The following is a 14,774-nucleotide window of genomic DNA, read 5'->3' as shown; positions in this document are numbered from 1 at the left end:
ATTAAAAACGCTTTCAGTCAATTGTTTTTTTGAAATTCGTTCAAAAAAATTACTCAACTTTTACTCAACAAGCACCATTGCAATTCTCAAATCTTCATCAAACTAGATTATTTCTTGCATGTAAAACAAAAAACTATTCTCCACGTTCAGAGAATAGTTATATTCCATCAGCTTTTTGATTCTGTTCGTGAGGATATGAACTCTTTTGAATAGACCATCCGCTTGCTTGGACTCCATTGCCAAACTAAATACGTGGCGATCAAGCCTAAACATCCGACAAAGTAAAACCCTACTTTCATACTAAATAGCGAATTGAAAATTCCAGTACATAACGGCCCTAAACAAATACCAATTGCATATATTGCCTGATAAGCACCCATTGCGGTAGCTCTCTTTTCTTTCGCAATTTTTTCAATTGCTAGCCCTAGTAATAGCGGAAAAATAATTCCAAGGAAAAATCCATTTACCCCCTGAACAACTAGAAATATCCCCTTCGATTCGATAAACGGGATGATGAACGTTGTAGGTGCTGCATAAAGAAATGCCAGCTGTAATGCCCGCCATTCTCCTATCCGAGGAATAAGAATTCTCCCCATAAAAAGCGTGGCAATAGCATGTGGAATCATAAATACGATGACATTCCAGGTTATTTCACTTGTACTAAATCCAATTGACAACGCATAATTAGAAGTAAATCCAAACACTGTAGAAAAAATCATACTATGTGCCAATATTGAAAGCACTGAAACTTTCAACAAAGAAGGCTCTTTAATAATAGCAATAGCATCCTTTAAACTGAATGCTTCCATAGTTATGGCATTTTTATGTTCTGTAATGAAAAAGGAAAGTATCATACCGACTAAACTAAATATGCTACCAATTATAAAAGGCGCCCTCCAGCCCCATTCATCTACAAGATATCCACTAAAGCTCATTCCTAATAATTGAGCGAGCACAACTATAAATGAAATCGTCCCCATCGCTTTATGAACGTGTTTATCGTCATAAAAGGTTGGAAATAAGAAGGTAAACACTACCCAAGAGGAAGCTGATAATCCTGCTAAAGAACGCGCTAAAAAGATCATCCAAAGATTTTCAGTAAGAAGATAAATTAGACAACTAAGAAAGCTCGAAAACATTCCAAAAATAATAAAAGGCTTTCTATATTTCACAAGGTCTGATATGATTCCAATCGGCAGTCTGCACAAAAGTTGTAATAATCCATAGCTGCTTAGTACGATTCCAATAAAGGAATATTGCCCTCCAATTGATTCCATATAAGGTGATAAAATAGGAACATAAATAAAATGAGGAAACCATAATAAAAAAGAGATGATGATAAATAAGTATTTAGTCGATTGTTTTCTTTCCAACCTGTCATCACTTCCAATCAAGATGCATACAAAAAAAGAGAGTGAATGCCTTAATCGCTAACACCCTCATCTAGTTTATGCTTTATGATTTGATCCAAATTCCCTAATCTTAGCTTTAACCGTTTCCTTTACTGCTTCTTTTCCAGGTATCATAATTGAACGAGCATCATATATGTCTTGATCATTTTCTAAAACATTTCGTATAGCCGCAGTCCACGCCTGTAAGCATTCTGTATTTACATTTATTTTGGCATGACCAAGCTCGATTGTTTTTTGGATTTGGTAAAGAGGAATTCCCGATCCACCGTGCAGTACTAAAGGTATATTGATTAAATCAGCTATTTCCTTCATTTCTGCAAAGCCTAATTTTGGTTCACCTTGGTATGGTCCATGGACGGATCCAAGCGCCGCTGCTAACGCGTCTATTCCTGTTTCTTCAACAATCCGGCTACAATGAACCGGATCAGCATATTGAATTCCACCGATCATTCCATCCTCATTTCCGCCAACTGTGCCAACCTCTGCTTCAACAGATACTCCACGAGGTCTTGCATATTCAACGACTTCCTTTGTCATAGCAATATTTTCTTCTATTGAAAAGTGCGAGCCATCAATCATAACAGATGTATAACCAGCATCAATTGCTTCCTTACATCTTTCTACACTTGTACCATGATCCAGATGCAAGGCAACTGGAACTGTAATCCCTTTATTCTCTACAAGTTGACGAACAACGGTAGAAATAAGATGAAATCCACCTAAATAGTCTACAAGTCTATCAGATGATGCAACAATAACAGGTGCCTGCTCTTCCTGTGCCGCTTCTAATATAGCCTCCACCCATTGGAAGCTATTCATATTAAATTGACCGATCGCATACTTTCCTTCTCTTGCTTTAGTGAGCATCTTTTTCATTGATACTAGCTTCGTAGATGTTGTTAACATGTAAATTCATCACCTCGCTTTTCTCATTTAATATTGCTTTGCAGTTTGTAGCATTTTCTTTCTACTATCATTCGCCTTTTGAATGCTTTCCTTTTGAGAAACTTCTGCAACCCCAACATTCCACCAGCTTTCATAGCCGTCAGTCATTGTTTTTGGTAGCACTTTAATATCAATTAATGTTGATACACTTTGCTTTTTAGCATCCTCAAGGGCTGCCTTCAATTCTTGAACTGTATGAACCTTATAAGTTTTTGCACCATACCCTTCTGCAACCTTTGCATAATCAATATTCATTATTTTATTGTCATGTGTTCTAAATTCACAGAAGTAGCTTCCACCACCGTGATCCATTTGGAGATTATTAATACATCCGAACCCTGAATTATCAAAAAGGACTACATTAATTTTGTAGTTATATTGAATAGCAGTTATTAGCTCAGAGTGCAGCATGAGAAAGCTTCCATCACCAACAAGTGAATATACCTCTTTATCAGGCTCCGCCAATTTAATTCCTAGTGCACCCGATACCTCATATCCCATACAGGAATATCCATACTCAACATTATACGTATTAGGAACAGTCGGATTCCAAATACGTTGAACATCACCAGGTAGCGATCCTGCTGCGGTAATGATTGTACTGTCTGGTGCAATGACATCATTAACTGTGATTAATGCAGTCGTTTGCGCCAATTCAGTATTTAACTGATCTGCATATTCATTCAATATTTCTTGTGAAAAGTGATTTTTTACCTCAGGCTCAAACCCTTCACGTTTAAATTGAATGTTGCTTAGACGCTCTCTTTCAGCTGTCCACTCTTCTTTCAATTCAAAAATGGTTGACCCGAATTCACTTACATACCCCTCTAATAATGGTGCCAATTGTTCCAAGGTCACCTTGGCATCTGCAACTACTTGGAACGCATCCAGCTTATAGGCATGAAGACGGCTAACGTTTATATTTAAAAATTTCGCATTGTCAAAATTAAAGGCCGTTTTAGAAGAGGTTGCAAAATCTGTATATCTTGTTCCAATTCCAATAATTAAATCAGCTTGACGGGCAGCCTTATTTGCTGCTAACGTACCAGTAATTCCCAAACCACCTAGATTATTTTTAAACGTACTTTCGACCGTTGCTTTACCAGCTTGTGTTTCAACTAATGGGATGTGATGTTTTTCAGATAAAGAGACTAATATATCACGAGCCTGTGAATATTTAGCTCCTCCCCCAACAAGAATAACAGGTCTTTTACTGTCCTTAATTAATTTTGCTGCCCCTTCTAACTCACGTTTAACAGGTTCTTTACGGTCTAAATAATGCACCCTTTTTTCAAAGAACCTTTCATCATAATCAAATGCCTCTCCTTCAACATCCTGAGCAATACAGATGGTCGCTGGACCTGCCTTCCCCGGATCTGTCATTACTTCAAAGGCGCGAATTAAGCTTGACATTAACTGCTCGGGGCGAGTAATACGATCCCAGTAGCGAGAAACCGGCTTTAATGCATCATTTGTTGTGACAGCTAAACTATATTCATGCTCTACTTGCTGTAATACTGGATCTGGCTGTCTTGTGGCAAACGTATCTCCAGGTAAAAGCAAAACTGGTATATTATTAGCTAATGCTGTTCCTGCGGCTGCAGCTATATTTGCTGAGCCTGGTCCAACAGAGGTTGTAACAGCATAGATTTTTTGTCGAAGCATTTGTTTACTATAAGCAATTGCTGCATGTGCCATTCCTTGTTCATTTTTACCTTGAATGACTTTTAAATGACCTGCATCTTGTTCAAGCGCTTGCCCAATCCCTAATACATTTCCATGGCCAAACACATTAAAAACACCTTCAACAAAAGGGAATTCCTCTCCATCTACATTAATATACTGCTGATTTAAAAATTTGATTAAAGCTTGTGATGTGGTTAATCTAATTTTCCCCATACCCTTTCACCTCTTACTTATTTTGGTAAACCGCTTCTCTCTCTGCTATTAGCTGTTCAATTTCTTTCACTGTAGGCATCGCCTCAGATGAGCTATGCTTACTAACGACAATTGCAGCAGAAGCACTGCCATATTTCAATGCAGTATCAATATCCATTCCATTTATCAGTGCATATAGAAAAGCAGAGGCATATGAGTCACCCGCACCAAATGTTTTTAATACCTTAGTTAAATATGCTTTACCTTTGAATATTTCTCCTGTTTTCGCATATGCATAAGACCCCTCAACACCATGTTTGATCACAATTAGCTTTGGAGAATGCTTAAATAACTCATGAATTGTTGCTTCATTACTTCCATTTTCGCGATTTTCCAGCACATCAAATTCGTCTCGAGTACCAATTACAACATCTGATTGCTGAGCAACAAGTGTATAATAGATAGAAGTTTCTAATTGAGATTCCCACGTATAACCGCGATAGTCCAATTCAAAAAATACTTGAACATCATTCTTCTTTGCAAGATGAACAGCCTTCAGTACAGCCTCACGAGAAGGACTTTTCGCTAAGGCTGTGCCTGATACAAGAAGCACCTTTGCCTTTCTTATATACTCCTCACTTACTTCAGAGGGATTTAAATAAAGATCTGCCACTTCATCTCGATACATTAAAATGCTGCATTCCTCAGGGCTTTTAATTTCCGTGAAAGCTAAGCCTGTTTTATGTCCATCATTATCTATAGGCATTTGTGATGTATCAACACCGACTTCCGCCATGTAATTTTTTATAAATCGGCCGTGCTGATCATCTGCTAGCTTCCCAATAAATCCTGTCTTCAAGCCTAATTTTGATGCACCAATTGCGATATTTGCCGGAGAACCGCCAACATATTTTTTGAACGTCATCGTTTCTTCCATCGGTCTGTTATACTCCACTGCATTTAAATCGATACATGCTCTACCGATTGCAATCATATCGAACTCAGCTTTAGGATTAAACTCCAATTTCAAAATGAACATCTCCCTTACCTTTTTATTTTCTCTCTAAGATCCATTCATGCGCACGTTCGTTATGGAATTTCCAAATACGTTTAGGACCGGCCATAATATTTAAGTAATAAGAATCATAGCCGTCAGGAACAGCAACTGGATGATATCCTTTCGGCACTATGACAACATCTCCGTTTTCCACTGCCATTGTTTCATCTAATGTGCGATCATCTGTATAAACGCGCTGAAAGACAAAGCCTTGCTTTGGATTCATCTCATGATAATACGTCTCTTCTAAGAAAGATTCATATGGCAGGTTATTCTGATCATGTTTATGTGGTGGATAGCTAGACCAATTGCCACTATCAGTGAATACTTCAACAACGAGCAAGCTATTAGCAGCAGGATTTGAATCAGGTAAAATATTATGAACTAATCGTTTATTGCTATATTTTCCGCGATATTCAATTTGATTATCTTCTGCTTTAATTAGCTTTGTCGGCAATTGCTGGTGTGATGGAGAATAACAGAGAACTACTCTTGCCTGACTATTCGCTTCAATTTGAAATTGCTGATTATTTGAAACATACACACTATCAGTTGGCTTCTTCTCAAATACACACTCTCTTTTCCCGATATTTTCAAACGTTACTTGTTGATCAGAAACAGTAATTTTACCAGTTAAAGCAACAATACAACATTCTACCTTGTCTAAATCTTCTGTATATGTAGCACCAGGATTCAAATCAATGACCTTCATTCCAACGAACTCCAATAATGAACTATCTGTCATGACATCATGTATGAGTGTTACACCTGGCGATATTTCAACTGCTTTTGGTTTTCGGAGTAATTTACTCATTGTATGTGCGCTCCTTTTGTTTAAGTTAAAATGAGAATTGCTATTATCCTATAAAACTCCTATAGAGATAATAGCGGAGGGTTTTCATTTCATTCAAAAGTTGGTGCTTTATAATTAGCTGTTACTACCTTTTTACGCGTATAGAAATCAACACTATCCTTACCATTTGCATGTAAAGTACCATAGAAGGACGATTTCCAGCCAGAGAATGGGAAGAATGCCATTGGTGCCGGTACACCTAAGTTAACTCCCAACATACCTGCATCAATATTTTCACGGAAGTAACGGATGGAAGAAGCATTTGATGTATAAATACAAGCACCATTTGCGAATTCTGATTTATTTGTTATTTCAACCGCCTCTTTTAAATTTTTCACACGTATAATTGATAAAACTGGTGCAAAAATTTCGTCCTTCCAAATGCTCATATCCGTTGTTACCTCATCAAAAATTGTTGGTCCAACAAAATACCCTTCTTCTGGTACAGACTGACGGCCATCACATACTAATTTAGCACCTTCATTAGCTCCTTTTTGAATATATTCTAAAGTTCGTTGTTTATTTTGCTCGCGTATAACAGGACCTAAAAATACACCTTCATCAAGCCCATTCCCAATTTGCACTTCTTTTGTTTTCTCTATTAATTTTTGTAAAAACGCATCTGCAATATCATCTTCAACAGCTACAACAGAGCATGCCATACAGCGCTCACCAGCTGAACCAAATGCTGAAGCAATCACATTTGTCGTTGCATGCTCTAAATCAGCATCCTGTAAAACAATTGAGTGATTCTTTGCCCCAGTTAACGCTTGAACGCGTTTTAAATTTGCACTTCCTCGTTTATATACATACTCACCAACAGGCTGTGAGCCTACAAATGAAATCGCCTTCACCTCTGGATGATCCAATAGACCATTTACAACATCATGTGCACCATGTACCATATTGAATACGCCTTTTGGAAGACCAGCTTCTTCTAGTAGCTCTGCTAATTTTTCAGCTAGCAAAGGAGTTCTTTCAGATGGCTTAAGAACAAATGTATTTCCTACCGCAATCGCCATTGGGAACATCCAGCAAGGTACCATCATCGGAAAGTTAAAAGGTGTAATACCCCCAACAACTCCGATTGGATAACGGTAATTCGTAATCTCAACATCTGTTGCAATTGTAGTTAAGGAATCCCCCATCATGAGAGTTGGTGCTCCTGCTGCAAATTCTACATTCTCAATTCCACGTCCAACCTCACCCAATGCTTCCGTAAGGTTTTTACCATTTTCAAGTGTAATAATACGAGCTAGCTCCTTTTTATTATTTTGTAAAAGCTGTTGGAAGTTAAATAAAATTCTAGCCCGTTTTTGAACTGGAACATTTCGCCATTCCTTAAATGCCTTTGCAGCAACTTCTACCGCATAATCAACTTCTTCTTTTGTTGAAATAGGCACTTGAGCAATTATTTCATTTGTAGCAGGATTGTAAACATCTTCATATTGAGTCGTTTTACTTTCTACCCAATCACCATTTATAAAGTTTTTTAGCTTTTTAACCCTCGTGATTACTTCAGACATTTCAACTTCCTCCTTAGCGATTTCCCCTAAAGTAGGGCCATTTTTATAACATTGTTGCTATTTAAGTAGTTGTGGCAAGCAGTAAAGTCAACCTTCACATTGGTGCTGCTCGTTTTCTGTGGAGCATGCAGTTCACTCCTACTGCTTCGATTAATTTGAAATAGTTTTCCTTTATTAAATTTGTACTAGAGAAGAGCATGAGTGAAGGTCCTATTGCCGCCTGTAAATCTAGCGATAACCTTATGTCATTATTTATAGATTATTATATTTTGGTTATCTTTTGGTTATGTCTGACTCTATCTTAATACTAAAAACGCTTTCAGTCAATTATTTTTCTATGTTTTTTATATTTTCATGGGTAATTCTTGAGAATTATCTTATGTTCATTATTACTAGCTCAATTAATATGCATGTATACATACTTATAGACGTTTCTGTAATACTTTGTTGTTGATTTCAGCAAGAGGCACGCCCTTGGTGGTTCTTAAGCTTAGTTTATTAACGTCTGGAAGGTTTCCCTTTGCCATAATTATCTAAGCAGGATCCTCATGCATCTGTTCAAATTTAAACAGTGATATCCTTATAGAAAAAGAGGAAGGTAATTTATTAAAATGTAAGATTAGTAGGCTACTATATAAAAGGTTTAAAGGTACAATGAATTGGGATATTTCAGAAAAAGGAAAGGTCTGCTCTGATTATTCCAGTACAGACCTTATAGAAGTATTAAAAAATGGTTTTAAATCCTTTTCATAAAGTTTAGCTATCAATATATCTGTTTGAGGTGGCAAAAGTCATATTAGATTATTTTTAGATGTGTCTTATATAAAATGAAAAATTGTTCTTTCTATAAAACATGGAAATATCTCACCATAACAATCAATATAGGGTTACTATAGCTGTCCTAATAAAAATTGTGCTTCACCAAATCCAAAGCTCCAGTCTGCTGCTCCATTTGTTACGATCGATATCATAATATTATTAGATGTTATCCCACAGCTTTTCTCTAGCTCTTCAGCAACTAATTGATAGAACTCCTTCTTTTGTTTCGTGCTTCTTTCAGTACTTGTTACGCTAATCACAACAACATCCTTGCTTCTTTCAAAACCTAAGCCCGTGTCTTGGATGATTAGTTCATTTGCTGGATGCTGGCTAACAATTTGGTAACGATCTCTTTCAGGTACGTCAAATGCTTTTACAACAGCTCGGTGAATCGCATCCAATAATTCTTTTAGAGACCTTTCATCACGGCCCTCTACTACATCAACTCTTATCAACGGCATTTTAAAACCCCCTAACAAAATGATAAAGTAATTATAATATTTTGGTTAACTCTTGGCAATATTTTTGTTTTTATTCCATAAACAAAACGCTTGGTTATTTGAACCGCACCTCCAATTGTTAGATATTTTCCAACAATTTGGCTGCAGTTCAATTATCCAAGCGTCTTTGCTTAAGTCTCTTGATATTTATGCTAAATAAGCATTTTTCTCAATCAACACTTTGGCAATCTCACGTTTTTTACTAATAACATTTATCGGTGTATGACGTGTGAATTTTCGTAATGCCGAAAGCATCATCCGTAACGAATCACCTGTTTCTACGGCAATTAGTGTCTCTTTTGCGTGTGCTTCAATTTCATTGAAGGCCTCCTGACAATATACTTCGGTGTAGAGAAGCTTTTGCTTGTTCTTTTCCTCTCCAGTGCGAGCAATTGCTTTTTCTGTTCGGAGGATAGCTGATTCCATTGCATAAATATTGCTTACAATATCTGCAATATTGACAAGAACCTCTTGCTCCTTCTGAAGGTCTTTCCCATATTTTTGTGCAGCAAGTCCCGCGATTAAAATAGCAATTTTCTTCGCATTTTTCAAAAGATGCTTTTCTTGCTCTAATGTCCCATCGCCTACCTCCTCAGGCATAAGCATCATTAATTCCTCCTGTAAGCTTTGTGCTTTTTGGAATAATGGTAGCTCTCCTTTTAATGCTTTCCGTAAATAAGTTCCAGGGACTAGGAGGCGATTTATTTCATTTGTTCCTTCAAAAATCCGATTAATTCGTGAATCACGATAAATTCTTTCTACTTCATATTCAGCCATAAATCCGTAGCCGCCGTGGATTTGCACTCCTTCGTCTACGACATAATCAAGTGTTTCAGAACCAAACACCTTGTTCAAAGAACACTCTATTGCATACTCTGCAATAGCGCTTGCTACTTCTTTTCCATCCTGTAATTGTTCAGCTGTTAAACGACTCATTCGATCTTCGAATAATCCTACAGTTCGATAAACAGAGCTTTCCATAACGTATGTTTTCACTGCCATATTCGCTAATTTTTCTCCAATTAACGAAAAGCGAGAAATCGGTGTTTTGAATTGCTGGCGCTGATTTGCATATTGGACAGATAGATCAATTACTCTTTTTGCGCCGCCAATTGTACCGACCGCTAATTTATAACGACCAATATTAAGAATATTAAAGGCAATGACGTGACCTTTACCTAGTTCACCTAATAAATTTTCCTTTGGAACCGCGACATCTTCAAGTATTAATGTTCTTGTCGAGGAACCCTTAATTCCCATTTTCTTTTCTTCAGGTCCTGTCGACACACCTTTAAATTCCTTCTCAACAATAAATGCAGAAAAATGTTCACCATCTACCTTTGCATATACGATAAATATGTCAGCAAAGCCGGAGTTTGTAATCCATTGCTTTTCTCCATTTAAAAGGTAATGAGTCCCTTCTTGATTTAGCTTTGCTACAGCTCTCGCCCCTAGCGCATCAGATCCGGAGTTTGGCTCAGTTAATGCATAGGCTGCTAATTTTTCTCCAGTTGCAAGGTCTGGTAAATATTTTTGCTTTTGCTCCTCATTCCCGAATAAAACAATCGGTAGCGAGCCAATCCCAACATGTGCCCCAAAGGATAAAGAAAAGCTTCCTGCACGGGAGATTTTTTCGGTAATTAACGCTGAGCTTATTTTATCAAGACCGATCCCGCCGTATTCCTCCGGTACATCGGCTCCAAGTAAGCCAAGCTCCCCTGCTTTTTTTAATAGTTTCACAGACTTATCAAATTGATGATTTTCAATATCATCAAGATGTGGCAATACCTCATTTACAACAAAATCCTCTGTCGTTTTTGCAATCATTTTATGCTCATCGGTAAAATCCTCTGGTGTGAAAATTTGTTCATACGTTAAATCCTCGATTAAAAAGCTTCCACCTTTAATAATTGCCTCAGCCGCTTTTGACATGAATATTCCCCCATTTTCATGTTTAATGTAAACACTAAGTACCCCTTACAATTACATTCCTATATTAATTCAAATACTCCCGCTGCTCCCATACCACCACCAATACACATTGTTACTATTCCAAATTGTTCTTGACGTCGTTTCATTTCATGAATAAGAGTTAAAGTCAATTTCGTACCAGAGCATCCTAATGGATGACCTAGTGCAATTGCCCCACCATTCACATTCACCTTTTCTTCATCTAAGCCGAGCTCCCGAATGACTTGAATCGCTTGGGAAGCAAATGCTTCATTTATCTCAAATAAACCGATATCAGAAAGCTCAAGCCCGGCATATTTTAACGCTAATGGCACAGCTGCAACTGGACCAATCCCCATTATTTCAGGTGGAACTCCAGCGACAGCAAATGAGCGAAACTTTGCAATCGGTGTGTATCCTTCTGCTTCTGCCTTTTCACGTTCCATTAATAGAACGGCTGCAGCCCCATCACTTGTTTGTGATGAATTTCCAGCAGTAACCGTCCCCGTTGTAGAAAAAGCGGGACGAAGTGAAGCTAGGACATCCAAATTTGTATTCACCCTGACCCCCTCATCCTGCTGGAAAATTTTCCGATTCTCCTGAAGCTTATGATCAGGTCCAACTGTTTTTGTTACAACTTCAACTGGTACAATTTCTTCGGCAAATTTCCCCTCTTTTATTGCATTTGCCGCCCTTTGGTGGCTTCTCACTGAAAATGCATCCTGCTCTTCTCTCGTAATTCCATACTTTTTCGCTACCTGTTCTGCTGTATGTCCCATCCCCATATAATATTCAGGTGCTTCTTCTGCTAGCTTTGCATTTGGTCTAACAATATGCCCCATCATCGGGACTAAGCTCATGGATTCAACACCACCAGCAATCGATGTATTTGCATGACCTAGTATGATTTTTTCTGCCGCAAATGCAATGCTTTGTAAGCCAGAGGAGCAGTAACGATTAATTGTAATCGCAGGCACTGTATAAGGAAGGCCTGCAAGTGCACCAATATTTCTAGCCATATTTAAGCCTTGCTCTGCCTCCGGTGTTGCGCAGCCAATAATTAAATCATCAATATTTCCCTCGTAATCACCTGCTCGCTTTAACGTTTCTTTTACAACAATTGCCCCTAAATCATCAGGACGCATATTTGCTAATGTTCCCTTCTTCGCTTTCCCAACTGGTGTTCTTGCTCCAGCGACAATGACTGCTTCCTTCATATCTCCAACCTCCCCTTTGTTTCCGATCGTTACAAAACATTTGCTGAAATTAATTTATCGTTCATTAATTTCTGAGCGGTTTCCCTTTTAAAAGCATATGCTGCATACGCTGCTGGGATTTCGCCTCAGCTACTAAACTTAAAAACGCTTCTCTCTCTAAATCTAATAAATATTGTTCATCAACCTCTGTTCCAAACGGGACCCTTCCTCCAGCTATAACAAAGGCTAGTTTTTTGGCAATCTTTAAATCATGGTCTGAAATAAATCCAGATAAATGCATCGACTGTGCACCAAGGAGCATTGTCGCATACCCCGTATCACCTACAACAGGTATTTTTTTACGAATTGGCGGTAGATAACCATTATCATGGAGCTCAATGACTCGTTGCTTTGCATCATATAATAGATGATCACCATTTATGCTAATGTTGTCGTGTTGATTTAGAAAAGAGTTTTTCCTTGCTTCTGCAGCAGAGGTGGATACCTTTGCCATCGCAATTGTCTCAAATACTTTATTTGCGACCGACTGCAAATCAAAGTCTACATTTTGTGGCATACTGCTTAGATGTTTAATGTAGAGTTCTTTATTTCCGCCTCCACCTGGAATTACCCCGACTCCAACCTCGACTAAGCCCATATAAGTCTCACTAGATGCTTGGATGCTGCTTGATGGTAAGCATATTTCAGCTCCACCACCTAAAGTCATCCCAAATGGGGCAGCAACAACAGGCTTTTGACTATATTTCAGTTTCATCATGGCCTGTTGAAATTGTCTAATAACTAGATCAATTTCAAAATAATTATCATCCTGTGCTTCCATTAAAATCATTCCAAGGTTTGCACCAACACAAAAGTTTTTCCCTTGATTCCCAATTACAAGACCTTTATAATTTTTTTCAACTTCATCAATCGCATAATTAATCATTTGAATAATATCAAAGCCAATCGCATTGCTTTTCGAATGAAACTCTAATAGTGCCACATTATCCCCTAGGTCAATTAAGCTTGCACCACTGTTTTTCTTAATGACACCATTTACTTCTTTATATGTTTTTAAGTTAATAGTCTTTGGATTTTCGATAACTTGACGATATTCACCATTTTTATAGTAAAATAGCACTCCATTCTCATTTCGATAAAAGCTCTCATTTCCTTTTGCGACCATTTCTAACACCCAATCTGGTGCTATGAAACCTTGGTTTTCTATTTCCTTTAGCACCTTTGAAACTCCGACTGCATCCCAAAGCTCAAATGGCCCTTGTTCCCAACCGAATCCCCATCTCATCGCACGATCAATCGCAACAATGTCGTCAGCAATTTCACCGAGCATTTCCGCAGAGTATACAAGCGTTGGAATGATGATGCTTTTTAATAAAGATCCAGCCCGATCCTCTGAGGAGAAAAGCGCTTTCAACTTATTGGAGGCTCCCTTAGCTTGTTTCGCAAGTTCAATTGATTGTGCCTGTAATGTTTTTCTTTGCTCATATTCAAGTGTTGCAGGGTTTAATTCGAGAATTTCATTTCCCTCTTTTTTGTAAAAGCCTTGCCCACTTTTGCTTCCAAGCCAATTGTTATCAAGCATCTTTGACATAAAGGCAGGAATTTCAAAAACTTCCTTCTCCTTTCCCTCAACTTGCTCATACACATTGTTTGCCACATGTGCAAAGGTATCTAAGCCCACTACATCTAGAGTACGAAATGTTGCACTTTTCGGCCTTCCAATTAAAGGTCCTGTTACTGAGTCAATTTCCCCAACGCTGTAGCCGCTTTTAAGCATTTCTTTTACCGTAATAAGCAAGCCGTATGTGCCGATGCGATTGGCAATAAAATTCGGTGTATCCTTTGCCTCAACGACTCCTTTTCCGAGAATATCCTCACCAAATTTCTTCATAAAGGATAAAACTTCTTCAGCTGTATCCTTTGTTGGAATGACTTCCAATAGCTTTAAATAACGAGGAGGATTGAAGAAATGAGTTCCTAAAAAATGCTTCCTGAAGTCTTCTGATCTTCCTTCAGCCATTGCTTCGACTGAAATACCTGACGTATTTGAACTAATGATGCTTCCTTGTTTTCGGTATTTATCTATTTCAGTAAACACTTTTTTCTTTACATCAAGGTTTTCAACAACAACTTCAATAACCCAATCAACTTCTGAAATATTTGGTAAATCATCTTCGAGGTTACCAGCCTCAATTAATTTGCTATTTTCTTGTATTGTCAGTGGGGCTGGTTTTTGCTTTGTTAATGATTGAATGGCAGAGGTAGCAATTCGATTTCGAACGACTTTGTCAGATAATGATAGACCATTCTTCTTTTCATCATCATTCAATTCATGAGGTACAATATCTAGAAGTAAAACAGGGATGCCGATATTTGCTAAATGTGCTGCAATTCCCGATCCCATTATTCCAGAACCAATAACAGCAGCTTTTTTAATGCGTTTGATCATGCTTATTCCCCCTTTGAATGAATACTCATTCATTTTCCTGATATAAAAAAATGACACTTTTATTTGAGTATCTTACTATTAATATAAAAGATTTCCATTATTTCTTCAATACATTTCCTCCTAATTTTCAAATAATTACAGCTTACGTTGGTAACGATATGTATTTAG

10 protein-coding genes are annotated in these 14,774 nt (G+C 37.7%); all 10 read right to left on the bottom strand.

Features of this window, described 5'->3' with window-relative positions; genetic code table 11:
• Positions 1-167: 167 nt before the first annotated feature.
• Positions 168-1,373 carry an MFS transporter gene (locus ACTJJ9_RS04740; protein WP_145581394.1) on the bottom strand — a complete coding sequence of 402 codons (1,206 nt, stop codon included), beginning with the start codon at positions 1,371-1,373 and terminating at the stop codon, positions 168-170.
• 75 nt (positions 1,374-1,448) lie between these two features.
• The gene (fba, locus tag ACTJJ9_RS04735; protein WP_095297430.1) at positions 1,449-2,318 is read right to left on the bottom strand and encodes a class II fructose-1,6-bisphosphate aldolase; all 870 of its coding nucleotides are present in this window, start codon (positions 2,316-2,318) and stop codon (positions 1,449-1,451) included.
• A 27-nt stretch (positions 2,319-2,345) separates the two neighbouring features.
• Entirely contained in the window at positions 2,346-4,256 is a 1,911-nt protein-coding gene (iolD, locus tag ACTJJ9_RS04730; protein WP_145581393.1) for a 3D-(3,5/4)-trihydroxycyclohexane-1,2-dione acylhydrolase (decyclizing), read from the bottom strand.
• A gap of 13 nt (positions 4,257-4,269) precedes the next feature.
• Complete coding sequence (gene iolC / locus ACTJJ9_RS04725) at positions 4,270-5,265, bottom strand: 5-dehydro-2-deoxygluconokinase (protein WP_095297426.1); 996 nt, start codon at positions 5,263-5,265, stop codon at positions 4,270-4,272.
• A 22-nt stretch (positions 5,266-5,287) separates the two neighbouring features.
• Positions 5,288-6,106, bottom strand: a complete 819-nt coding sequence (gene iolB / locus ACTJJ9_RS04720) for a 5-deoxy-glucuronate isomerase (protein ID WP_145581392.1) — start codon at positions 6,104-6,106, stop codon at positions 5,288-5,290.
• A gap of 89 nt (positions 6,107-6,195) precedes the next feature.
• Positions 6,196-7,671: a CoA-acylating methylmalonate-semialdehyde dehydrogenase gene (locus ACTJJ9_RS04715; RefSeq protein WP_440768485.1), complete on the bottom strand. Its 1,476-nt coding sequence runs from the start codon at positions 7,669-7,671 to the stop codon at positions 6,196-6,198.
• Between the two features lie 890 nt (positions 7,672-8,561).
• Positions 8,562-8,951 carry a tautomerase family protein gene (locus tag ACTJJ9_RS04710; RefSeq protein ID WP_095297422.1) on the bottom strand — a complete coding sequence of 130 codons (390 nt, stop codon included), beginning with the start codon at positions 8,949-8,951 and terminating at the stop codon, positions 8,562-8,564.
• 186 nt (positions 8,952-9,137) lie between these two features.
• Positions 9,138-10,922, bottom strand: coding sequence for an acyl-CoA dehydrogenase family protein (locus ACTJJ9_RS04705; protein WP_145581391.1), 1,785 nt, complete (start codon positions 10,920-10,922; stop codon positions 9,138-9,140).
• Between the two features lie 59 nt (positions 10,923-10,981).
• Positions 10,982-12,157: an acetyl-CoA C-acetyltransferase gene (locus tag ACTJJ9_RS04700; RefSeq protein ID WP_145581390.1), complete on the bottom strand. Its 1,176-nt coding sequence runs from the start codon at positions 12,155-12,157 to the stop codon at positions 10,982-10,984.
• Between the two features lie 64 nt (positions 12,158-12,221).
• Positions 12,222-14,603: a 3-hydroxyacyl-CoA dehydrogenase/enoyl-CoA hydratase family protein gene (locus ACTJJ9_RS04695; protein ID WP_186324168.1), complete on the bottom strand. Its 2,382-nt coding sequence runs from the start codon at positions 14,601-14,603 to the stop codon at positions 12,222-12,224.
• Positions 14,604-14,774: the final 171 nt, after the last annotated feature.

The organism is Metabacillus sp. 22489, assembly GCF_052044855.1.
GTDB classification, from domain to species: domain Bacteria; phylum Bacillota; class Bacilli; order Bacillales; family Bacillaceae; genus Metabacillus; species Metabacillus niabensis.
This window is presented reverse-complemented; position numbering and strand designations above follow the sequence as displayed.